Raw genomic sequence first — 20,521 nt, forward strand, 5'->3', positions numbered from 1 at the left:
ATCTCCCCGAACAGGTGTAAGCTATGTGCCCGGGCTGAACACTGCGCTCGCAATGACGGAGCAAGGGGCGGCATCGCCATTCTCCAATCCGCATCTCAATTTGCAGACACGCCTTCACATCTTCGCGGCGTAATTCGCCCGAGCTTTGCTTCGTCGCTCTGCTCTCTTGAGCCAAGAGGGCGCAGGGAAGGCCGGGTGCCGGCCGGCACCCGCGGTCCGCTGCGCAAAAGGCACACGCAGAAAACCGCACAGCAGCATACAGGTGTAGCCAATCACTCGGCCTTCCCTGCGCAGTGGTTGGACGGCTTATGCCGTGCTCTCCCGGGAGCCGAGTTCCTGCTGGCCTCCCTCACTCCGGCGAAATTCACCAGCACCGCGCCGGTTGACGCGACTGCCGCATCCGCAAGAGCTTGACCGTAGCAACGACGGCCAGGACCACACGGTTTTGCCGTACGCACGGCCCGCCATTTCGCCGCAGTTTTCCCGGCCCTGTCGACGGAGCCGGAAACTTACGGGCGAGACGAACCTGACAGCGCCGCTCATCCAGCACGAAGTCCTGGGCTCACGGAGAGCAATCCGCCCTGCCCACGCCTCTCGCGCCCGACGCTGCCGCGTCCACCGCAAGCCCGGCTCGCGAAACATGACGACCACACGATCGCCCCTCAAGGATGAGCCGGGATGGGCGACAAATACGATAAATCCGAATTTCGGTAAAGTGGCATATTTTCGGGAAAGAGGCTTGACTGCATTCGCGGTGTCTTGCCCGTCGGGTAATGGCTTGTTCTGGATGCCATTGAGAAACACAACGACGAGATCGTCGCCAGTGAACAGTCAGTGCGCGCTTCCATAGCGCCGCCGGCACTTCACCCAAGGTTGCAGGCAGCAGTTCGATGCGCTATAGGCGCAGCATTGAGAATACTCAAAGCATAATTCCGGGGGCGAAATGAACAAGCTGATGATCGCGGTTGCCGTAACCATTCTCGGAGCATCAACGGCCAAGGCGGCTCCACTTTACGAATGCGGCGGCGACCCGGCCTGCCAGGCCAAGCGCGACAGCATGTCTCGCGCCACATATGAGCGAAACATCAACCAGTGCCTCGCCTCGGCGGGCGCGACGCGCGAGCAGTGGCGAGCTCACGCAGTGCCGAAGCCCGCCGCCGACAAGGTCCGCGCCTGTCTCGCCGCGCGCGGATAGCTGCGAGGCAACTTATCCCCCGCCGAAATCCTGCGGCGTGAACGGCAGGTCCAACACCTTCCATTCCTCGTATTTGTCGGCCGGCAGCATCTTGTACGGCTGGCATGCCTGGAGCGCGCTCGTCGCCGACTTCACGATGGCCACGCCCTTCGCGGATGGCGGGGCTTCGATCAGGATCGGCGGGCGCGCCAGCGTGCCGTCGGTGGCGAACACCGCGCGCAGCTTGATGCGCACCGGGTCGGTCGGCGCGACACCGGCCGGCAGTTTTGCGCAGCTCCTGAGGCGCCGACGAAGCTCGGCAATGACCTCGGGCGGCAGCTTGGCTCCGATGGAATCCTTGGCATCGCCGCCGTCATCCCTCGGCGCGTCTTTCGGCTCGACCGGCAGTTCCGGCGGCAGGCCCAGCATCACGCCGTATTTGACGGTGACGTCGGGCTCGGGGGCCTGATAGGCCGGAGGCGCGGCCTGCCGCTGCGGCACCGCTTGCGAGGGCTGCGGCGCGGGCTGAGGTTGCGACTGCGGCAGCGGCTGTTGCGGCGGCAACTGCGACGGCTGTGGTTGCGGTTGCTGAGGCTGCTGCGGCTGCGCGGTGGCCTCACGTTGCTTCGGCGTCTGTGAGGGTTGCGGCTGCGGCTGTTTCTGCTGCGTCGGCTGCTCCGGTTCGGGCGACGCTTTCTGCTGCGATGATTGCGAGGCGGCCTGCTGCTTGGCGTCCGGCTTCGCCGCTGCATCCGCCTTGTCGGTGACGTCCAGCTTCGGCAGTCTCAGCTCGGGGGTCGGGGTCGGCTCCGGCGCTTTCTCCTTTGCGGCCTCCTCCGCCTTCGTCTCCTGCTCCTTGACCTGCTCCGGCGTGACGATGTCGACCGCAACAGCTTCGGGCGGCGCGGCATGGAACGGATGGACCTCGCTGATCACGATGATCAGCGCCACCAGCGTCAGATGCGCGATCGCCGACGCCGCAATGTCCGTCCGTATGATCTTCCGCAGTTCCATCGCCCGATCTTGGGTTGCCGCCCTGCTCCTAAAGCGCGATGAGGTTAGGATCAACCGTCATCCCGCTTTAGGCTCTTGTTCGAGCATGATCTTATCGGAAAACCGCTTCGCACTTTTCCGGATCATGCTGGGCATACGGCAGCCCGCCCTCAATCCCATTTTGGCGCGAAGCCAAAGTCGGTCAGGCGGCCCTTGGGATTGGCCAGCGCGGCGATCCGGGCCATCTCGTCGTCGGAGAGCTCGAAATCGAAGATCTCGATGTTCTCCGACAGACGCTCGATGCGCGAGGTGCGCGGGATCGCTGCGACGTTCTGCTGCACGAGCCAGCGCAGGCAGACCTGCGCCGGCGTCTTGCGATGCGCCCGCCCGATCCCGGCGAGCGTCTGGTCGGTCTTGATGCGCCCCCTGGCGATCGGGCTGTAGGCGACCAGCGCGAGCCCATGCTGGTCGGAGGCCGCCCTCACCTTGGCCTGGTCCAGATAAGGGTGAAATTCGACCTGGTTGCAGACGAGCGGCTCCGGCGACAGCGCGACCGCCTGCTCGATCAGCGCCACCGTGAAATTGGAGACGCCGATGTGACGCGTCAGGCCCATTTGCCTGGCATGCGACAGCGCGCCCAGCGTCTCCGCCAGCGGCACGTGCGAATTGGGCCAGTGCAGCAGCAACAGATCGACGGAGGGAAGTCGCAGCCGCGCAAGGCTCTCCTTCACCGACCGTTCGAGATCGTGGGGCGCGAAATGGTTGGTCCAGACTTTGGTGGTGAGGAAGACGTCGTCGCGGCGCACGCCGGAGGCGCGCACGCCATCGCCGACCTCGCGCTCATTGTCGTAGACCTGTGCGGTGTCGATGTGGCGATAGCCGAGCCGCAGCGCCTGCTCGACCACGCGCGCGCATGGCCGCCCGCTCAACTCCCAGGTCCCGAGCCCGATCGCCGGGATCCTTGCGCCATTGGCCTCGACGAACAGCATGAGGAATCCTCTCTGTTGCGGTCGCCCCAAATACCATCAGGCATCATTATGGACCGGGTCCGAGAGGCTGCCAACGGAAGCCGCTGCAACCGGGCCGGTTATTCAGCGCAATGCTAATGGGAGGTTCGCGTCATGCTTTGGCAAGCGCCTGGAACACGGTGTCGGGCGCATGCGCGATCACGGCAAGCAGCGCGCGGGCCGGTCCCCGCGGGGCGCGCTTGCCCTGCTCCCAGTTGCGGATGGTCTCGACGGGAACGCCGAGCTTGGCGGCGAACTCCATCTGGGTCAGGCAGGCGCGGCGGCGCAGGTCGCGCACCGCGAGCGAGCCGGTGTCGGCCGGCGCGGCATTGGCCGTGGGCTGGACCGGAAATTCCTGCCCGTCCCGCAACTCGACGATCCGTCCGTCCGCCTTCAGCCGCAACCGCATGTTCATTCCCCCAGGCCCGGGCGATGATGCGTCAGGTCGCTTAAGTTCGGATTAAAGATGATGGCGGGCCGTCATTCCGGGGCGCGCGGAGCGCGAGCCGGGAATCCATCGTGCACCGGAGCACGCCGACAAATGGATTCCGGGCTCGCGCCAAGTGGCGCGCCCCGGAATGACGGAGCGGAGGCGACAGCTACCTCAACCCGAACCACAAGGTCGCAATCCCGAGGAAGGAGAAGAAGCCGACGACGTCGGTCACGGTGGTGACGAAGGTGCCGGAGGCCACCGCCGGATCGGCCCGGACACGTTCGAGCGCCATCGGGATCAGGATGCCGCCGAGCGCGCCGGCGACGAGGTTGCAGATGATCGCAAGCCCGATGACGATGCCGAGGCCGGGGATCTTGAACCAGGCCACCGCGGCAATGCCCGTGATCACGGCGAAGGCCAGGCCGTTGACGAGGCCTACCAGGCCTTCGCGCATCACCACGCGCCAGGCATTGGAGGAGCCGAGCTCGCGGGTCGCGAGCGCCCTCACCGCGACCGTCATGGTCTGGGTCGCGGCGTTGCCGCCCTGGCTCGCCACGATCGGTGCGAGCACCGCAAGCGCCACCATCTTTTCCAGCTGGCCCTCGAACAGGCCGAGCACGGAGGACGCCAGGAAGGCGGTGGCGAGATTGACCAGCAGCCAATTGAACCGCGCCCGGGCAATGGTGAACACGGTGTCCGACAGCTCTTCGTCGCTGGTGACGCCGCCGAGCGCCTTGAGGTCTTCGTCCGCCTCTTCCTCGATGACGTCGACGACGTCGTCCACGGTGATGACGCCGACCAGGCGATCCTGGGTGTCGAGCACGGGAGCTGCGACGAGATTGTACTTGCCGAACATGCGCGCCACCTCCTCCTGGTCCTCCAGGACGGAGACGCGACGGCGATTCTCGTCGGTCAGCTCGGCAAGCGCCACCGGGCGGCGGGCGCGGAGCAGCACGTCGAGCGAGATCGCGCCCTGCCAGTGCTGGTCCTTGTCGACGACATAGATCTCGTAGAAGCGGTCGGGCAGATCCGGCGTCTCGCGCATGTAGTCGATCGCCTGCCCCACGGTGAAATCCTGGGGCACGGCGATGAACTCGGTCTGCATCCGGCGGCCAGCGGAATTTTCCGGATACAGCAGGCTGCGCTCGAGCGCGACGCGCTCCCGCATGGGCAGCTTCTCGAGGATCTCCTCCTGCTCGGCCTCGTCGAGGGTCTCCAGCAGCTCGACCGCGTCGTCGGATTCGAGCTCGCGGACGCCTTCCGCGACCGTCTCCGGCGGCAGCTCATCGAGGATCTCCTCGCGGACGCTCTCGTCGACTTCGTTCAGCGCCGAAAAGTCGAAGTCGCGGCCCGTGAGCTCGACCAGGCGGACGCGGTCGTCGGGCTCCAATGCGCCGATGAGATCGCCGAGATCGGCCTCGTGCAGCTCGGCAACGCAGGCGCGCAGCGCGGCGCTGTCGCCGGCCTCGATCGCACGGGCAATTTCCTCGACGAATTCATGACGAATTTCGCCGTCTTCATTGCGCATCGGCACGTGGTCGAGTACCGAGGCCGCAGCGGATGGAGCACCGTCCATATGTTCATCCATGGTGCGCCTCGCCGTTTGACAGGTTGGTGGTCTGAGCTGATGGTTCAGGCAATACCCACAAGGCAACTCCGAGCGCAATGGCAAAGATGCTTCGGCTGAAATGGACCTCGATGTCGCTGGGCGCGGTGCTCGCGGCCCTCGCCGGCATCGCCTCGACCGAAGCCGCCGAGTGCCCGCGCAAGGATGCGCTCGGCACCTCGCGCATTCTGAGCGTCGACGCCAGGACCACGCCGCGCGTGGGCTTGAAGAGCTTTCCGCAGACGCTGCCGCTCGCCGATCACGAGGTCGTGCTGACCTTCGACGACGGCCCGTATCCGCCGACGACGTCAAAGGTGTTGGCGGCGCTGGCGCAGGAATGCGCGCGCGCGACCTTCTTCCTGATCGGCCTGCACGCCTCCGAACATCCCGAGATGGTCAAGCGCATCGCGCGCGAGGGCCACACCATCGGCCATCACACCTGGTCGCACCCGTTCATGGCGCGGATCCCGCTCGACAAGGCCAAGGCCGAGATCGACCGCGGCATCGCCGCCGACGAGATGGCGCTGCACGGGACCTCGACCACGACGCCCTCGACGCCGTTCTTCCGCTTCCCCTATTTCGAGGCGACGCAAGCCGAGCTCGACCTGCTCCAGTCGCGCGGCATCGTCGTGTTCGGGGCCGACCTCTGGGCCAGCGACTGGAACGAGATGACGCCGGAGCAGGAACTGAAGCTGATCACCGAGCGGCTCGCCGCGGCCGGCAAGGGTATCATCCTTTTCCACGATCCCAAGGCGCGCACGGCCGCGATCATGCCGGCCTTCCTGCGGTATCTGAGGGAGAACGGCTACCGGGTGGTTCACATCGTCCCGGCGGGCGCAGCGCAGAAGAATGCCGATACGCGCTGATGCCGGAATGTCACGCCGTCGCAAAATGGGGTGATTTAGGGCCTATTAACACTCTGTTCATGCTACGCCGTGCAAGTATCGAGGCGGACTCGTCGTGGGGAAGGTTCTTGTGCCTGAACCGTTTCCTGATGTCTCCGACCTACTTATGGCGACAATCGCGTATGAGGCAGACGGGATTCATGATCGGAAGTAGCGTTGTTGTTCGGACGCGATCGTGGATCGTCCTTTGTTTGGGCTTGCTGACCGTTGGAACACCGGCGGCCCTTGCATCCGACTGTCCCGGCCACCCGGACGCGCTCGGGACCTCCCGCACCCTCGTGGTCGATCCGCACGAGCATCCGCGCATCGGCACGATGCAGTACCGCGAGACGCTGCCGCTGAAGGATCACGAGGTCGTCCTGACCTTCGACGACGGTCCGCTGCCGAAATATTCCAACCAGGTGCTCCAGATCCTCGCCGACGAGTGCATCAAGGCGACCTTCTTCATCATCGGCGGCCAGGCCAAGGCGAATCCGGAAGGGGTGCGCAAGCTTGTCGCGGCGGGCCACACCGTCGGCACGCACAGCATGAACCATCCGCTGACGTTCGACCGGATGGGAATCGAAAAATTCGAGCCCGAGATCAACGGCGGCATCGAATGGACCTCGGCCGCGATGACCGATCCGTCCAAGCTCGCACCGTTCTTCCGCATTCCCGGCCTGATGCGCGCCGAGGGCGTCGAGAACTATCTGATCTCGCGCGGCATCCAGGTCTGGAGCGCCGATTTCCCCGCCGACGACTGGCGGCACGTGTCGTCCGACCGTGTCTACCAACTCGCGATCCAGCGGCTGGAGGCCAAGGGCAAGGGCATCCTGCTGCTGCACGACATCCAGGCCCGCACGGTGGCGGCGCTGCCCAAGATCATCCGCGATCTCAAGGCGCGCGGCTATCGCATCGTGCATGTGGTGCCCGCGACCGCGGACCGCCCGGCGACGCCGACCACGCCGGTAGAATGGCTGCTGCATCCGCCGACCGAGACCGTGCCGATCGCGCGCTGGCCGGCCGTGCCGAACTTCGTGTTCACGCAGACCCAGACGCTTCCGGCGCCCTCGCTTGCCGATCTCAATGCGCAGACCGGGCATCAGCCGCTGCTGCCGCGCCGGACCATGGCGCAGGCGAATGTCGCCGCCACCCTGCCCGTGCCCGACCGCGAGCTCTTCGCGATTCCCGAGGGCTCGATCGAGGTCTTGCTGTCCACGACGCTGTCGCGGCGGGCTGCGACACGGCTGGCGATGGCGGCCGAGACGCCCCGTGCAGCCACGAGCAAGGCTGCCAAGTCGCAGGCGCGCCGCACCGCCCACGCGGCGCACGGCGCACCGAAGCATGCCGCGCAGGCCAAGGGCACGGCCCCCAGGAGCGCTGCCCCCAAGAACGCTGCTCCAAAGAGCACTGCGCAGAACGCCGCGCCGCATCCAACCCGCGTGGCCAGCCTGAAGAAGCGCGCGCAGTAAGCTCTACTGCCGCATGATGTTGGCGACGCAGAGCAGCACGATCAGCGCCAGGAAGAACAGGTCCATATAGGACTTGAGCTCGCCGTCGCGGCGCAGCCGCGCTACGTCGGTCACGATCTGCTTACGCGTCGAGGTTCCGCCGGCGCCATCGTTGATCGGGGCCTGAAGGCGCTTGGTCTCGGCTTCCAGCTTCTCGATCTTCTGGAAGAAGTAGAACGCACGCAGCGTCGAGGCCGCGCGCATGCCGGTGTAGACCAGCACCAGGATCGCGACGATCGCCCGGTTTTGATATTTCTCCAGGAAGTTGAGGCTGAAATAGACCATCGCCATGAACGCGAAATTGGTCACGAAGCGGTAGACGAAGCTTAGAAAGACCATGCTGGCTCCAGCCCAGAGAAGATGCGCGCAACCGGATCGTGCTGCGCGTTCAGCGATTATGGGACACAGGCCGGAACAGCCGGCCCGAATGCCGCGCGGGCCCGTCTACGCCAACTTCGTTTCAACAAAGATACCATCGCCCTCAACTCGCCGCCTTTTAGCCACGCGCGGCCATAATGCAAGCCGGGCCACGACGGCCGGTCCGTTCCGCACACGGGTGTCCGCAACGCTTAATGGCGATCTGGCGGAAGTCGCGATAGACTGGGACTCGCCGCCACATGTGGGGTCTGCCGATGCCGAAGAAGGGAATCACGGGCCACGACGACTGGGTTCTGACCGAAGCTCTCGCGACGGCGCTGGTCGCGCTGGAGCAGCTTGAGCCGAAGCACCAGCCGAACGCGCATATGGACGACATCCGCAAGATGCTTGCGAACGGCAAGGAGCCGGCGGCGGTGAGCCTGCACCTCGCCCAGGCCAAATGCCGCCTGTTTCCCGATCTCGACCCGCTGGAGATCTACCGCGAATACGGCATCGGCGAGGAATATGGCTGAGGGGGGCGGATCATCACCCTACTCCCGCCCGCATCGTGCGCGACATCGGACGAACTGCACAGCGCGTCCTCGACGATGACGACCCTGAAGCCGAGATCGACAGCGCTCAGGACCGTCGACAGGACGCAGACGCCCGTCTCCGCCCTGGATGTCGGCAACTTCCGACGCGCTGTCCCTCGTCGTCCTCCACCTTCAAACGCATGGCCGCGCGACGGCACGCGGCGAGCACATCGGCTGTCATGCGCGTCCGACAGCCGTCGTTCCGCGGTCATCCGCGGTGGGCGAAGCCCCGCGCCATCAGCGCGCTCCATCACGCCGGCGAATCGCGGGATCGATTGACGGTGTCAGCGATCGGACCGGTCACGCGACGGCCCGACCGACGCAAGCGGCGCGCGGAAGAGGACCGGCGTGATGCCAGTCCCGGGTCTACATCAGAAAAACTTCAGGGATTTCAAAGCCAAGTTCGGCCTTGTGGTGCGCTCGGAGGGACTCGAACCCCCACGATTTTACTCACTGCCACCTCAAGGCAGCGCGTCTACCAGTTCCGCCACGAGCGCTTTGGGGATGCCGGCCTGAGGCTTGAGGGCCGGCCGGATCAACGGCGCCGATCTAACAAATCCATCAGAGGGGTACAAGCCTGCAAAGGCCCAGAATTCCACAAGCTTGGCAGGAAAGTTCCGGCCCTCCCCGCAGGATCGGCATTTACCGCATGCCCAGGCCGCTACCGCGTGCCCGGCGTGCGTGGCAGCATCTGCTTGACCTCGACCGCGATCCGGTTGCGGTCGACCAGCACGACGCCGGAGGCGACCGGCAGGTTGTTGGCCAAAACCTTGACCTCGTCGGCCTCGGTTGCATCCAGCTCGATGATGGCGCCGCGGGAAAGACGTAATACCTGATGGATCGGCATGGTGGTCGTCCCGAGGACGACCATGAGATCCACGGTGACTTTATCGAGAGTGGGCACTGTCGGGACCGCCGCAACTTGAGACTGGCATTTGCGCCTGCAATCATCACCACGTTATGGTTAGCCAATGGTTAATTCGCCTCAAAACCCCCGCCAAGATCAGCGTCAAGACCTCGATTTGACGTCGTTTTCCGCCTCTGCGGGCCCCCCCGTGGAATGGCGGATCTCGGACGCGCCGGTGCCCTATCCGGAGGCCGTGGCCGCCATGGAGGCGCGGGTTGCCGCGATCGCGGCCGGCGAGGCCCCCGAGCTGGTCTGGCTGCTCGAACACCCCCCGCTCTACACCTCCGGCACCTCGGGCAAGGATTCGGACCTGCTCGATCCCCGATTCCCGACCTTCGCCACCGGGCGCGGCGGGCAGCTCACCTATCACGGGCCCGGCCAGCGGGTGGCCTACATCATGCTCGACCTCAAGCGCCGCCGGCCTGATGTCCGGGCCTATGTCGCGAGCCTGGAGGAGCTGATCCTGAAGACGCTCGCCGCCTTCAACGTCCGCGGCGAACGGCGCGAGGACCGGGTCGGCGTCTGGGTGAAACGGCCCGACAAGGGGTCGGAACACGAGGACAAGATCGCCGCGATCGGCGTGCGGCTGAAGCGCTGGGTCGCGTTCCACGGCATCGCCATCAATGTCGAGCCGGAGCTGTCGCATTTCGCAGGGATCGTGCCCTGCGGCGTCGCCGATCCCCGCTACGGCGTCACCTCGCTGGTCGATCTCGGCCAGCTCGTGACGATGGCCGATGTCGACGTCGCGCTTCGGCAGGCGTTCGAAGAGCTGTTCGGACCGACCCGCGCGCTGGTGCCGGAAGCGGCCGCCTGACATTTTCCTGTTCGAGCCTGACCGCGCGAGTTCTCCGCTCGTAATGGAATCGGCTATGCTTGTTTCAGGTGCCGCCCACGCCTCCCCCCTCCGCCGGGAAAGCAGACCTCATGCCGGGCGAGTTGATCATCGGCCGACTGTTCGAGCGCCAGGCATAAGGAGGGGTTGCGATCCATGCTCGCAATGGGAGGTTTTGACGATGAGACTCTCTGCACCCATCTATCATCTGAAGCGCAAGGCGAAGCGCCTGTCCCGCGAGGAAGGCATTCCGCTCCACCACGCGCTTGACCGCATCGCCACGACGGAAGGGTTTTCCGCCTGGAGCATGCTTGCGGCAAAAGCCGCCGCGATGACGCCGGCCAATCGGCTGTTCCCGCAATTCCGGCCGGGTGACCTGGTGCTGGTCGGGGCGCGCCCCGGTCAGGGCAAGACGCTGATGAGCCTCGAGCTTGCCGTGGAGGCGATGAAGTCGGGCCATCGCGCCGCGTTCTTCTCGCTCGAATATACCGAGAAAGACGTGTTGGAACGCCTTCGGGCGATCGGCGTGGACCCCGCGCAATTCGCTGACATGTTCGAGGTCGATTGCTCCGACGCGATCAGCGCCGATTACGTCGTCCAGCAGATGGCCGCAGCCCCCCGCGGCACGGTCGTGGTGATCGACTATCTGCAACTGCTCGACCAGCGACGGGAAAACCCCGACCTGACCGTTCAGGTGCGCGCACTGAAATCGTTCGCGCGCGACAAGGGGCTGATCGTCGTCTTCATCTCGCAGATCGACCGGTCCTATGATCCCTCACTCAAGCCATGCCCCGACCTCGACGATGTCCGCTTGCCGAACCCGCTGGACCTCAAGCTGTTCGACAAGACGTGCTTCATCAACAACGCCGAAGTGCAGTTCCGCGCGGCGAGCTGATGGCTTCGGGCCGCGGGTGAGATGGTTCACCCGCGGCCCGCAACGTCATGCCGCCTTCAGCGCAACCTCGAGCTTGCCGGCGATGTAGCGCCGCTCCTGCGTCAGTCCGCCAAAGCCGTAGGCGTCGCCCTTGACCTCGTCGACATGCAGATAGGTCTCGGGATGAAGCGGGCCCAAAATCTCGGCCATGCGCTTGAACATCGCGGCGAGATAGGCCGCCTTCTCGTCCTTGGTGTTGGTGCCTTCGGTGACATGGATGTCGATCCAGTAGCTGGCGAGCCTCTGCTCGGCGAGTGACTTGCCGCCTGCGAACCAGTCGCCGGCATCGACGGACTTCACGATGATGGCGGTGACCTTGGGATCCTTGTGCAGGATTTTTGCCGTGAGTTCGGACACGGCGCTGGCGATGTCGGCCTTCAGCGAAGGCGATTGGCGCGAGGCGGTGTAGGACACGGTGATCAGGGGCATGGTCGTTCTCCTCAAGATGCCGCACTGGCGTTGCGCGGTGGTGATGAAAAGCTAGACCTCCCCTCGTCATTTTGGTATCTTATCTCTGTTGATACCAGTGATAACCGACTATAATGACAGCCACACTCGACATCGCCACCATCAAGGCCTTCCTGCTGGTCGCCGATCTCCAGAGCTTTACCCGCGCCGCCGAAGCGCTCGGCACCACCCAGGCCGCCGTCAGCCTCAAGCTACAGCGGCTGGAGACGTTGCTCGGCAAACGCCTCGTCGAGCGCTCGCCGCGCGCGGTCCGGCTCACCGCCGACGGCGCCGCATTCCTCGATCGCGCCCGTGCGCTGATGGAAGCGCATGACCGCGCGCTGTCCGGCGATACATCGACTGCACAATCCCTCTCGCTCGGCATCTCCGACCATGCCGCGGGCCCCGAACTGGTGCCACTGCTCGAACGGCTGCACGCGATGTCCGCGAACCTCACGCTCGCCGTCACCATCGGCTTCTCGCGCGAGATGCAGGACGCCTATGACGCGGGCGAGCTGGATGCGGTGATCGTCCGCCAGGAAGGCAGCCGCCGCGGCGGCGAGAAGCTCGCCGAGGACGAGTTTTGCTGGTTCGCGTCACGACGCTTCACGCTGCCGAAGGGTGAGCCGCTGCCGCTCGCGACGCTCGCCCCGCCCTGCGGCGTTCGCGCCATTGCGGTCCGCGCGCTCGACAGGGCCGGCCTCGCCTGGCGCGAACGTTTTGTCGGAGGCGGCGTCACCGCAGTGGTCGCTGCCGCGCTTGCCGGACTTGCCATCGCGCCGCTGGCGCGGCGGATCGCGCCTCCCGGGCTGATCGACATCGGGCCCGCGCACAAGCTGCCGAAACTCGGCAGCTCGAAGGTGATGCTGCATTCGAAGGTCAGCGATCCCGCGAAGCTGGCGGCGCTGCGGGCGGTGGCGGCGACGTTCAAGAGCGTTGCCGCCTGACGTCCATCACCTCACAAGATCGCCTCGAACGCGCTGCGCAGCGTCTCGTGCCGGAACACAAAACCGCGGCTCAGCGCCTTGTTCGGCAGCACGCGCTGGCCACCGAGCAGAAGCTCGTCGGCAAAGCCGCCGCCGATCCGGCGCAGTAGGCCGCCGGGGATGCGGAACACGGCGGGCCGATGCAGGCGGCGGCCGAGCTCCTCGGTGAACTTTGCGTTGGTGACCGGGATCGGCGCGGTGGCGTTGACGGGCCCAGTGAGATCGGGCGTCGCGATCACATAGGCGATCAGCCGGATCAGATCGTCGCGCTCGATCCAGGACATCCACTGCCGCCCGGTGCCGAGCGGCCCGCCAAGGCCGAACTCGAACGGCGTCAGCATGCGCGTGATGAAGCCTCCTTCCGTGCCGAGCACGAGGCCGATGCGCAGATAGACCACGCGCACGCCAAGCTCCTCCGCCGGCCGCGCCGCCTGCTCCCACGCCGCGCACAGTTCGTGGCTGAAGCAGGCATGCGACTTCGCCGACTCCGTCAGCACCTGGTCGGCCCACAGGCCGTACCAGCCGATCGCGGAGCCGCTGACGAGCACGTCGGGCTTGTGGTCGAGCCGCGCGATCAGCTTGACGACCTCGCCGGTCATGTCGATGCGAGACTTCAGTATCTCTGCGCGTTTCGCCTCGGTCCAAAGGCCGTTGCCGATCGGCTCGCCGGCGAGATTGACGATGGCGTCGATACGCATGTCCGAGGCGAGCTGATCGAGGCTGGTGATCAGCGTCACCGGCGGCGGCAGCAGCTCGGCCTTCGCCGGGTTGCGAATGAGCGCGACGACGTGATGCCCTGCCGCGCTGAGGCTCGCCGCGAGGCGGCTGCCGATGAAGCCGGTGGCACCTGTGATCAGCACGGTCTTGCGCCCGGGGAGCTTTTCGACGAGCCCGTACGCCGGCACGCTCGTCATGCGGCCGAGCCGGCGCACCGCCGCAAAATCCCTGATCCCGCAGAGCGCTGCGCCGACCGCACAGGCGGTCGCTGCGATGCTGAGCAGACCTTGATACACGACGGTCACGCCGAACGGCCGCATCGCCCAGTCGATCAGGACCGGCAGCAGCAGGACGAGAATGGCGCCGTAGTTGATCGCAAGCAGCGTGTGATTGATGCGCTCGCTCGGCGGCAATTTCCGGCTCAGATCCTCCTCGACGAAATCCATCAGCGTGATGACGACCTCGGCGACCAGCACCGCGACGATCGAGAGCGCCAGCAGGCCATGAACCTCGAGCCAGCCGAGCACGAGGAACAACAGCGCGTAGAGCATGTTGCGGACGCCGTGCAGCTTCAGCTCGAAGCGCTGCGACGGACGCCAGGCCAGGCGCTCGGTGAATTCGTGGTGATAGAAGGTGTCGAACACGCCCATCGCGATCTGGACGGCGATGAGGATCCACAACAGCGGCGTCATGATACGGCCTCCCTGAAGGTGGCGGACTGGTGGATCAGCGCACCGTAACGCGGGTGACTGAGATCGAGGGTGAAGCGGAAGGCGCCCTCGCCGAGATCGCGATGCGTCACCGTGAGGTCGCCCGGCGTCAGCCATCGCGGCAACGGAATCCACAGGCTTCCGAGCTGGAGCCCGTAAGCGGCGCTGCGGAAGGTCAGCACCTGGTCCTCGACCGCGATGCGCAGCGCCATCGAGAGGCCGAAGCCGACATATTCCTCGAGCCCGGTCGGACCGGCGAAGCGCTTTGCGGAATGGATCACCTGCGGAAAGCCGCGCTTGCGCGCGCAGATGCGCGTCCAGGTCTGGCCGCCGCTGGCGCCGTCCTCGGTGACGGTGACGATCATCGGCACGCCGGTGTCGCGGCCGGTCGGCAATGGCCCGCCGATCAGGCGTACGAGCTGCGCGAGCCACCAGCCGATGTCGCTGAAAGCGACCTCGTCGACGACGCCGACATAAACGACGCTGTCGCCGTCAGCGACGCGCTTGGAAAAGCGCCGCCAGGTCGCGAGCGGCAGGCGGCCCCAATCCTCGTCCGACAGCAACGCACGGAAGCGGCGGTCGTCGAGCAATTTGGCGTGAGTGGGAAGAGATGCGCTGGAACCTGATAATCGAGCCGACGTCATCGCACCCTCCCCGACGCTATTTGACCTTGCCCAGCGGCAGCAGGTTGACGACCTTCTCGCCAAGCCGCATCAGGGCGACCAGCCGCGGCCGCGGCACCTTCAGCATCTGCATGAACCAGTGGTCGGCGAGCTCGGTGAAGGCGAGCATCTCCTTCAGCCGTTTGCTCGCGACCGGATTGATGGTCGGATCGTCGGCGGCATCGGACACGCAGGCCCGGAGCGCTACGATCGCTGGATCGAGCTCCCGCTCCTTGCGCCGCGCCGCGATCCGGGCCGCAACCTCCCAGATGTCGGTCTCGGCTTCGAAATGATCGCGGCGGTCGCCGAGGATCGGCACCCGCCGGATCAGGCTCCAGGCCAGCAGCTCCTTGATCGAGTTGGAGACGTTGGAGCGCGCCATGCCGAGCGTGTCGGCGATGTCCTCGGCGGTCATCGGCGCTTCCGCCAGATAGAGCAGCCCGTGGATCTGGCTGACCGAGCGGTTGACGCCCCATTCGTCGCCCATGTCGCCCCAATGCAGGATGAAGCGCTCGACGGCGGCAGGGAGTTTCTTCTTTCCGGTTGCTTCTGTCATAACAGAAATATCTGACGGATGAGATTGACTGTCAAGTGCTCCCCGGCGGCCTGTCCCCCTGCATACCGTCCGCTGCATTTGCCTAAAAACTTCCCAGAGGCCAGGAACCAAACGACTTATTCAGCGTTTGCACGGGTCGAGGCAGGGTGTCCGAAATGGTTAGAAAGTCCAATCAGCAGAGAGACTTGTTCGAGAGCGAACGCAGTTTCCGGCTGTTGGTCGAAGGGGTTGCCGACTACGCCCTGTACATGCTCGATCCCAAGGGGATCATCACGAGCTGGAATATCGGTGGCGAGCGCATCAAGGGCTATTCGCCCCAGGAGATCGTCGGCCAGCATTTTTCGCGTTTCTACACCGAGACCGACCGGGCCAACGGCAAGCCCGCCCGCGCCCTCGGCATCGCCCGCGACAAGGGCCGCTACGAGGAGGAAGGCTGGCGCGTCCGCAAGGACGGTACCTTCTTCTGGGCGAGCGTCGTGATCGACCCGATCTACGAGGACGGCGAGCTCATCGGCTTCGCGAAGATCACGCGCGACATCACCGAGCGACGCAACACGGAGCTCAAGCTCGAGGCGATGCAGAAGCAGCTTGCCGAATCCCAGAAGTTCGACGCGCTCGGCCAGCTCACCGGCGGCGTCGCCCACGATTTCAACAATCTCCTGATGATCATCAGCGGCAGCCTTCACACCCTGAAGCGGGGCGCCGACGACGGTGCCAAGCTCCAGCGCGCGATCTCGGCGATCGAGACTGCGACCCGGCGCGGCGCCGCGCTGACCAACCAGCTCCTCACCTTCGCGCGGCGACAGAGCGTCAACCCGCAGGCGATCGATCTTGCCGAGCGCATCGGGGCGATCCGCGAGGTGCTCGAGGCCGGCGTCGGCAGCGCCGTGCGCCTCGCCTTCGACATCGCCCGCGAGGTCTGGCCGATCAGAACCGACGTCTCGGAGTTCGAGACCGCGCTGCTCAATCTCGTCATCAATGCCCGCGATGCGATGCCCGACGGCGGCACGGTGACGATCCGCGCCCGCAACGTCGTGCTGGACGAAGCTCCGCTCGCCGGCGAGTTCGTGGCGATCGACGTCGCCGACACCGGGCTCGGCATTCCCGCCGACGTCGTCGACAAGATTTTCGAGCCGTTCTTCACCACCAAGCCGATCGGCAAGGGCACCGGTCTCGGCCTGTCCCAGGTGCACGGCTTTGCGCACCAGGCCGACGGCACGGTGAAGGTCGCAAGCGAGCTCGGCAAGGGCACGACTTTCAGCATCCTGCTGCCGCGCGGACGGGATGTGCCGGCGCGGGAAACGGCGGAAGCGGTGCCGTTCCGCGGCGCCGGCACGGTGCTGCTGGTCGAGGACAATCCGGATGTCGCCATCGTCAGCATCGGTCTGCTGGAGCAGCTCGGCTACCGCGTTCGCCGCGTCCCCGACGCGGAATCCGCGCTGCGCGAGCTCGAGCAAAACGGCGTCGATTTCGTCTTTTCGGACATCGTGATGCCCGGCAAGATGGACGGCCTCACCCTCGCCCATCATCTGCGCCTGATCCGCCCCGGCCTGCCGATCCTGCTCGCCACCGGCTACAGCGAGGCCGCCGCCGACGTGCGCGGCGATTTCCCGATCCTGCGCAAGCCCTACGAGATCCACGAGCTGAGCGAAGCAATCGCGAAGCTGCCGAGGTGATCTTCACCTCTCCCCGCTTGCGGGGAGAGGTCGAATTCGATCGCAGATCGAATTCGGGTGAGGGGGTACAGGTCACTCGACGACCACTCGTGTTGAGAGAGGCTCCTCACCCCAACCCTCTCCCCGTAAGAACGGGGTGAGGGAGCACACCATCTGTGTGGAACGAGGTGTAGCTCTCAAACCGTCGGCAACACCGAGAACTTCTCCCCTGCCCTGCGCAGGTTCAGCTCATCCGCACCGGCCGTCTCGCTGGTGACACTGTCGACGCGCGAGGATGGCGGACCATGGCGGCATAGCGCGACCATGTCGGCGACGTGGTTCGGCGCGCCCGCGAACAACGCTTCGACGCTGCCGTCGCGGCGGTTGCGGACCCAGCCTTCGAGGCCGCTCGCGGTGGCCTGGTATTCGACCCAGGCACGATAGCCGACGCCCTGCACGCGGCCGCGGATCATGACCTGGAGGATCGCCCGGCTCATTTCTTGAATCCGAGCACATCGGCGCCGCGCGCCTTCGTCTCGGCCTCGCGCATGACACGGCTGGTCAATTCCGCGGACGCCAATCCCTTGAGCGCTTTGGGCGGCGCGCCTTCGCGCAGCGCCTTCAGCGTATCGTGGACGGCCTGCGTCGCGGCCGCGATCGGCGCATGGCCCTGGAGCGCGATGCGCACGCGCTGGCCGGCGAGATAATCGGGCGCATTCAATTCTTCCGGCGCGCCGCCGAGCACGATCGGCAGATGCGTCGCGGCTGCGACTGCTTCAAGCTCGGCACGCGACTTGATGCCGGTGAAGAACAGCGCATCCACGCCGGTCGCCTCGTACGCCTGCGCGCGGCGGATCGTATCGTCGAGCGAGGTGATCGCGGCAGCTCCAGTGCGGCCCATGATGACGAGCGTGGGATCGCTGCGGCCACTGAGCGCCGCCTTCATCTTGCCGACGCCCTCCTCCAGCGAGATCAATTGCGTCTTCGCTTCACCGAAGGCGGCCGGCAGCAGCGTGTCCTCGATGGTGAGACCGGCCGCACCCGCCGTCTCCAGCTCCTGCACGGTGCGGCGCACGTTGAGCGCATTGCCATAGCCGTGATCGGCATCGACCAGCACCGGCAGCGCGGACGCGCGCGACATCCGCCGCATCTGCTCGGCGAGCTCGGTGAGCGTGATCAGCGTGATATCGGGGTCGCCGAGCACGGCGAGCGAGGCCACCGAACCGCCGAACATGCCGAGCGGAAAGCCGAGATCCTCGGCGATGCGGATCGAGATGGCGTCGTAGACCGAGCCGGGATGGATGCAGCCCGGACCCGACAGGATCGATCGCAGTTTTTCGCGGCGGGAACGAAAGGCCATGGTCGCCTCACTCTCAATTCCTCATCCTGAGGAGCGCGCTCTTGCGCGCGTCTCGAAGGATGAAGGCCCGGCTGGTGGCCTCGCCCTTCGAGACGCCGCGCAAGCGCGGCTCCTCAGGGTGAGGGTCGACTGTTGTGCTCCGGAGTGCTTACGCAAACTCCAAAATCAGTGCGTCCACCGCGAGCGTCGCACCGGCGCTGGCGTGGATCTTCTTCACGGTGCCGTCCTGCTCGGCGCGGAGCACGTTCTGCATCTTCATGGCTTCGACCACCGCGAGCGTCTCGCCGGCCTTGACCTCCTGCCCTTCCGTCACCGCGATCGAGACGATGAGCCCGGGCATCGGGCAGAGCAGCTTCTTGCCGGTGTCGGAGGCCGTATTCACAGGCATCAGCCGCGCCGAGGCGGCCTCCGCCTCGGTCCAGACATAGACCGGCACCTCGACGCCCTGATGCGCGAGGCGGATGCCGTTGGCGATCGGCCGGGCCTGCACCGCGACGAAATGGCCGTCGATGGTGCCCTGCCAGACCGGATCGCCCGGCTTCCACGGCGACTGCAATAGATGCACGTGGCCGGCCTTGCCCTCGGCATCGACGAAGCGCACCGCGATCGCCTCGCCCTCGCGACCGACCTCGAGCGAAATCTCCTGGCGGTCGAGCCAGACCGCGCGGCGGCGCTCACGCTGCACGACGCGGCCACCAAGCTGACCGGAAATCTGACGCTTGCGTTCACCCAGCACGTGGTCGATGGCGGCGCCGACCGCGGCGATCCGCCGGGCGACCTCGCCTTCGGGCACGCGCACCGCAAAGCCCTTGGGGAATTCCTCGGCGATGAAGCCGGTCGAGAGCCGGCCCTCGCGCCAGCGCGGATGATGCATCAGCGCCGACAGGAACGGGATGTTGTGACGGATGCCGTCGACATAGAACGAGTCCAGCGCGGTCGCCTGTGCCTCGATCGCGGCCGCGCGCGACGGCGCGTGGGTGACGAGCTTGGCGATCATCGGATCGTAATGGATCGAGATCTCGCCGCCTTCCTGCACGCCGGTGTCGTTGCGGATGGTGATGCCGTCCTGGCTCGCTTCCGCCGGCGGACGATATTTCACCAGGCGCCCGATCGAGGGCAGGAAGTTGCGGAACGGGTCTTCGGCGTAGAGGCGGGATTCCACGGCCCACCCGGTCAGCGTGACGTCCTTCTGCGCAAGGCCGAGCTTCTCGCCTGCGGCGACGCGGATCATCTGCTCGACGAGGTCGATGCCGGTGACGAGCTCGGTGACGGGATGCTCGACCTGGAGGCGCGTGTTCATCTCCAGGAAGTAGAAGCTCTTGTCCTGGCCTGCGACGAACTCGACGGTGCCGGCGGAATCATAGTTCACGGCCTTGGCCAGCGCGACCGCCTGCTCGCCCATCTTGCGGCGGGTGGCCTCGTCGAGCAGCGGCGACGGCGCTTCCTCGATGACCTTCTGGTTGCGGCGCTGGATCGAGCATTCGCGCTCGCCGAGATAGATGACGTTGCCGTGCTTGTCGCCCAGCACCTGGATCTCGATGTGGCGGGGATCGACGATGAACTTCTCGACGAAGACGCGGTCGTCGCCGAACGAGGCCTTGGCCTCGGCCTTGGCGAGGTTGAAGCCTTCGGCGACCTCGCTCTTCGAATTCGCGATGCGCATGCCCTTGCCGCCGCCGCCGGCGGAGGCCTTGATCATCACGGGGTAGCCGATCTCGTCGGCGATGCGGACCGCGTGCTTGTCGTCCTCGATGACGCCGAGATGGCCCGGCACGGTCGAGACCTTGGCCTTGGCGGCCGCCTTCTTGGATTCGATCTTGTCGCCCATCGCGGCGATCGCGCCCGGGTTCGGGCCGATGAAGACGAGGCCGGCCGCCTCCAGTGCGCGTGGGAACGCCTCGCGCTCGGACAGGAAGCCGTAGCCGGGATGCACGGCCTGTGCGCCCGTCTTGCGGCAGGCCTCCACGATCTTCTCGATCACCAGATAGCTCTCGGCCGCAGCCGGCGGGCCGATCAGCACGGCCTCGTCGGCCATCTCGACATGGAGGGCATCGCGGTCGGCCTCGGAATAGACCGCGACCGTTTCAATTCCCATCCGGCGGGCAGTCTTGATGACCCGGCAGGCGATTTCGCCGCGATTGGCGATCAGGATGCGTTTGAACATGCTTTTCTTGAGTCTCGACCTTGGGCGGGACCC

General features: G+C 65.9%; 21 protein-coding genes, 1 tRNA gene and 1 pseudogene. 8 read left to right on the forward strand and 15 right to left on the reverse strand.

Annotated features, from left to right (window positions below; genetic code table 11):
* Positions 1–943 precede the first annotated feature (943 nt).
* Complete coding sequence (locus tag WN73_RS24965; RefSeq protein ID WP_028171482.1) at positions 944–1,195, forward strand: hypothetical protein; 252 nt, start codon at positions 944–946, stop codon at positions 1,193–1,195.
* A 12-nt stretch (positions 1,196–1,207) separates the two neighbouring features.
* Here WN73_RS24965 and WN73_RS24970 read toward each other — a convergent pair whose 3' ends face one another.
* The 4 genes from WN73_RS24970 to mgtE all read right to left on the reverse strand — a co-directional run bounded on the left by WN73_RS24970 (position 1,208) and on the right by mgtE (position 5,195).
* Positions 1,208–2,188 carry a hypothetical protein gene (locus tag WN73_RS24970; RefSeq protein ID WP_028171481.1) on the reverse strand — a complete coding sequence of 327 codons (981 nt, stop codon included), beginning with the start codon at positions 2,186–2,188 and terminating at the stop codon, positions 1,208–1,210.
* A gap of 149 nt (positions 2,189–2,337) precedes the next feature.
* Positions 2,338–3,156, reverse strand: a complete 819-nt coding sequence (locus WN73_RS24975) for an aldo/keto reductase (protein ID WP_271555290.1) — start codon at positions 3,154–3,156, stop codon at positions 2,338–2,340.
* A gap of 130 nt (positions 3,157–3,286) precedes the next feature.
* Positions 3,287–3,589 carry a helix-turn-helix domain-containing protein gene (locus tag WN73_RS24980; RefSeq protein ID WP_011088006.1) on the reverse strand — a complete coding sequence of 101 codons (303 nt, stop codon included), beginning with the start codon at positions 3,587–3,589 and terminating at the stop codon, positions 3,287–3,289.
* A gap of 184 nt (positions 3,590–3,773) precedes the next feature.
* Complete coding sequence (mgtE, locus tag WN73_RS24985) at positions 3,774–5,195, reverse strand: magnesium transporter (RefSeq protein WP_028171479.1); 1,422 nt, start codon at positions 5,193–5,195, stop codon at positions 3,774–3,776.
* A 77-nt stretch (positions 5,196–5,272) separates the two neighbouring features.
* Between mgtE and WN73_RS24990 the strand changes: the two genes are divergently transcribed.
* A complete protein-coding gene (locus WN73_RS24990; protein WP_370198465.1) occupies positions 5,273–6,079 on the forward strand; it encodes a polysaccharide deacetylase family protein in 807 nt (268 codons plus the stop codon).
* Positions 6,080–6,258: 179 nt separating this feature from the next.
* Complete coding sequence (locus WN73_RS24995) at positions 6,259–7,569, forward strand: polysaccharide deacetylase family protein (RefSeq protein ID WP_028171477.1); 1,311 nt, start codon at positions 6,259–6,261, stop codon at positions 7,567–7,569.
* A 3-nt stretch (positions 7,570–7,572) separates the two neighbouring features.
* Here the strand turns inward: WN73_RS24995 and WN73_RS25000 are convergent, their stop codons facing one another.
* On the reverse strand, positions 7,573–7,947 hold the full coding sequence (locus WN73_RS25000) for a hypothetical protein (RefSeq protein ID WP_011088010.1): 375 nt from the start codon (positions 7,945–7,947) through the stop codon (positions 7,573–7,575).
* A gap of 293 nt (positions 7,948–8,240) precedes the next feature.
* Between WN73_RS25000 and WN73_RS25005 the strand changes: the two genes are divergently transcribed.
* A complete protein-coding gene (locus WN73_RS25005; protein ID WP_063194972.1) occupies positions 8,241–8,498 on the forward strand; it encodes a hypothetical protein in 258 nt (85 codons plus the stop codon).
* A 29-nt stretch (positions 8,499–8,527) separates the two neighbouring features.
* Here WN73_RS25005 and WN73_RS25010 read toward each other — a convergent pair.
* From WN73_RS25010 to WN73_RS25020, 3 genes and pseudogenes are all read right to left on the reverse strand, one after another.
* Positions 8,528–8,641: pseudogene (locus WN73_RS25010) on the reverse strand (isochorismatase family protein); the annotation flags it as partial.
* 329 nt (positions 8,642–8,970) lie between these two features.
* Positions 8,971–9,055: transfer RNA gene (locus tag WN73_RS25015), tRNA-Leu, on the reverse strand.
* 164 nt (positions 9,056–9,219) lie between these two features.
* Positions 9,220–9,462, reverse strand: a complete 243-nt coding sequence (locus WN73_RS25020) for a FliM/FliN family flagellar motor switch protein (protein WP_011088012.1) — start codon at positions 9,460–9,462, stop codon at positions 9,220–9,222.
* A 67-nt stretch (positions 9,463–9,529) separates the two neighbouring features.
* Between WN73_RS25020 and lipB the strand changes: the two genes are divergently transcribed.
* Both lipB and WN73_RS25030 read left to right on the forward strand, forming a co-directional pair.
* Positions 9,530–10,279, forward strand: coding sequence for a lipoyl(octanoyl) transferase LipB (lipB, locus tag WN73_RS25025; protein ID WP_028171475.1), 750 nt, complete (start codon positions 9,530–9,532; stop codon positions 10,277–10,279).
* Positions 10,280–10,478: 199 nt separating this feature from the next.
* Positions 10,479–11,192, forward strand: coding sequence for a DNA helicase (locus WN73_RS25030; protein ID WP_028171474.1), 714 nt, complete (start codon positions 10,479–10,481; stop codon positions 11,190–11,192).
* 45 nt (positions 11,193–11,237) lie between these two features.
* Here the strand turns inward: WN73_RS25030 and WN73_RS25035 are convergent, their stop codons facing one another.
* A complete protein-coding gene (locus tag WN73_RS25035) occupies positions 11,238–11,660 on the reverse strand; it encodes a tautomerase family protein (protein WP_028171473.1) in 423 nt (140 codons plus the stop codon).
* Between the two features lie 113 nt (positions 11,661–11,773).
* Between WN73_RS25035 and WN73_RS25040 the strand changes: the two genes are divergently transcribed.
* A complete protein-coding gene (locus tag WN73_RS25040) occupies positions 11,774–12,625 on the forward strand; it encodes a LysR family transcriptional regulator (protein WP_028171472.1) in 852 nt (283 codons plus the stop codon).
* An 11-nt stretch (positions 12,626–12,636) separates the two neighbouring features.
* Here WN73_RS25040 and WN73_RS25045 read toward each other — a convergent pair whose 3' ends face one another.
* Genes WN73_RS25045 through WN73_RS25055 form a run of 3 tightly spaced genes read right to left on the reverse strand, consistent with a single transcriptional unit; the run spans position 12,637 to position 15,309 of the window.
* Positions 12,637–14,073 carry a TIGR01777 family oxidoreductase gene (locus WN73_RS25045; RefSeq protein ID WP_028171471.1) on the reverse strand — a complete coding sequence of 479 codons (1,437 nt, stop codon included), beginning with the start codon at positions 14,071–14,073 and terminating at the stop codon, positions 12,637–12,639.
* Positions 14,070–14,735 (reverse strand): DUF4166 domain-containing protein, encoded by a 666-nt coding sequence (locus WN73_RS25050; RefSeq protein WP_011088018.1) that lies wholly within the window; start codon positions 14,733–14,735, stop codon positions 14,070–14,072. Before WN73_RS25050 ends, WN73_RS25045 begins: the two co-directional genes overlap by 4 nt.
* 16 nt (positions 14,736–14,751) lie before the next feature.
* On the reverse strand, positions 14,752–15,309 hold the full coding sequence (locus WN73_RS25055) for a GbsR/MarR family transcriptional regulator (protein WP_038967978.1): 558 nt from the start codon (positions 15,307–15,309) through the stop codon (positions 14,752–14,754).
* Between the two features lie 155 nt (positions 15,310–15,464).
* Between WN73_RS25055 and WN73_RS25060 the strand changes: the two genes are divergently transcribed.
* Positions 15,465–16,985, forward strand: a complete 1,521-nt coding sequence (locus WN73_RS25060) for a PAS domain-containing sensor histidine kinase (protein ID WP_028171469.1) — start codon at positions 15,465–15,467, stop codon at positions 16,983–16,985.
* A 176-nt stretch (positions 16,986–17,161) separates the two neighbouring features.
* Here WN73_RS25060 and WN73_RS25065 read toward each other — a convergent pair whose 3' ends face one another.
* From WN73_RS25065 to WN73_RS25075, 3 genes are all read right to left on the reverse strand, one after another.
* Positions 17,162–17,461, reverse strand: a complete 300-nt coding sequence (locus tag WN73_RS25065; RefSeq protein ID WP_011088021.1) for an acylphosphatase — start codon at positions 17,459–17,461, stop codon at positions 17,162–17,164.
* Complete coding sequence (locus tag WN73_RS25070) at positions 17,458–18,324, reverse strand: isocitrate lyase/PEP mutase family protein (protein WP_011088022.1); 867 nt, start codon at positions 18,322–18,324, stop codon at positions 17,458–17,460. Before WN73_RS25070 ends, WN73_RS25065 begins: the two co-directional genes overlap by 4 nt.
* Before the next feature lie 148 nt (positions 18,325–18,472).
* Positions 18,473–20,488, reverse strand: a complete 2,016-nt coding sequence (locus WN73_RS25075) for an acetyl-CoA carboxylase biotin carboxylase subunit (protein WP_060912540.1) — start codon at positions 20,486–20,488, stop codon at positions 18,473–18,475.
* Positions 20,489–20,521: the final 33 nt, after the last annotated feature.

The organism is Bradyrhizobium sp. CCBAU 45394 (assembly GCF_028128655.1).
Taxonomy (GTDB): Bacteria; Pseudomonadota; Alphaproteobacteria; order Rhizobiales; family Xanthobacteraceae; genus Bradyrhizobium; species Bradyrhizobium diazoefficiens.

What these genes read in the sequence shown, in the direction of transcription:
- WN73_RS24965 (WP_028171482.1), top strand. Translation starts at nt 944, where the DNA reads ATGAACAAGCTGATGATCGCGGTTGCCGTAACCATTCTCGGAGCATCA.
- WN73_RS24970 (WP_028171481.1), bottom strand. Translation starts at nt 2,188, where the DNA reads ATGGAACTGCGGAAGATCATACGGACGGACATTGCGGCGTCGGCGATC.
- WN73_RS24975 (WP_271555290.1), bottom strand. Translation starts at nt 3,156, where the DNA reads ATGCTGTTCGTCGAGGCCAATGGCGCAAGGATCCCGGCGATCGGGCTC.
- WN73_RS24980 (WP_011088006.1), bottom strand. Translation starts at nt 3,589, where the DNA reads ATGAACATGCGGTTGCGGCTGAAGGCGGACGGACGGATCGTCGAGTTG.
- mgtE (WP_028171479.1), bottom strand. Translation starts at nt 5,195, where the DNA reads ATGGATGAACATATGGACGGTGCTCCATCCGCTGCGGCCTCGGTACTC.
- WN73_RS24990 (WP_370198465.1), top strand. Translation starts at nt 5,273, where the DNA reads ATGGCAAAGATGCTTCGGCTGAAATGGACCTCGATGTCGCTGGGCGCG.
- WN73_RS24995 (WP_028171477.1), top strand. Translation starts at nt 6,259, where the DNA reads ATGATCGGAAGTAGCGTTGTTGTTCGGACGCGATCGTGGATCGTCCTT.
- WN73_RS25000 (WP_011088010.1), bottom strand. Translation starts at nt 7,947, where the DNA reads ATGGTCTTTCTAAGCTTCGTCTACCGCTTCGTGACCAATTTCGCGTTC.
- WN73_RS25005 (WP_063194972.1), top strand. Translation starts at nt 8,241, where the DNA reads ATGCCGAAGAAGGGAATCACGGGCCACGACGACTGGGTTCTGACCGAA.
- lipB (WP_028171475.1), top strand. Translation starts at nt 9,530, where the DNA reads ATGGTTAATTCGCCTCAAAACCCCCGCCAAGATCAGCGTCAAGACCTC.
- WN73_RS25030 (WP_028171474.1), top strand. Translation starts at nt 10,479, where the DNA reads ATGAGACTCTCTGCACCCATCTATCATCTGAAGCGCAAGGCGAAGCGC.
- WN73_RS25035 (WP_028171473.1), bottom strand. Translation starts at nt 11,660, where the DNA reads ATGCCCCTGATCACCGTGTCCTACACCGCCTCGCGCCAATCGCCTTCG.
- WN73_RS25040 (WP_028171472.1), top strand. Translation starts at nt 11,774, where the DNA reads ATGACAGCCACACTCGACATCGCCACCATCAAGGCCTTCCTGCTGGTC.
- WN73_RS25045 (WP_028171471.1), bottom strand. Translation starts at nt 14,073, where the DNA reads ATGACGCCGCTGTTGTGGATCCTCATCGCCGTCCAGATCGCGATGGGC.
- WN73_RS25050 (WP_011088018.1), bottom strand. Translation starts at nt 14,735, where the DNA reads ATGACGTCGGCTCGATTATCAGGTTCCAGCGCATCTCTTCCCACTCAC.
- WN73_RS25055 (WP_038967978.1), bottom strand. Translation starts at nt 15,309, where the DNA reads ATGACAGAAGCAACCGGAAAGAAGAAACTCCCTGCCGCCGTCGAGCGC.
- WN73_RS25060 (WP_028171469.1), top strand. Translation starts at nt 15,465, where the DNA reads ATGGTTAGAAAGTCCAATCAGCAGAGAGACTTGTTCGAGAGCGAACGC.
- WN73_RS25065 (WP_011088021.1), bottom strand. Translation starts at nt 17,461, where the DNA reads ATGAGCCGGGCGATCCTCCAGGTCATGATCCGCGGCCGCGTGCAGGGC.
- WN73_RS25070 (WP_011088022.1), bottom strand. Translation starts at nt 18,324, where the DNA reads ATGGCCTTTCGTTCCCGCCGCGAAAAACTGCGATCGATCCTGTCGGGT.
- WN73_RS25075 (WP_060912540.1), bottom strand. Translation starts at nt 20,488, where the DNA reads ATGTTCAAACGCATCCTGATCGCCAATCGCGGCGAAATCGCCTGCCGG.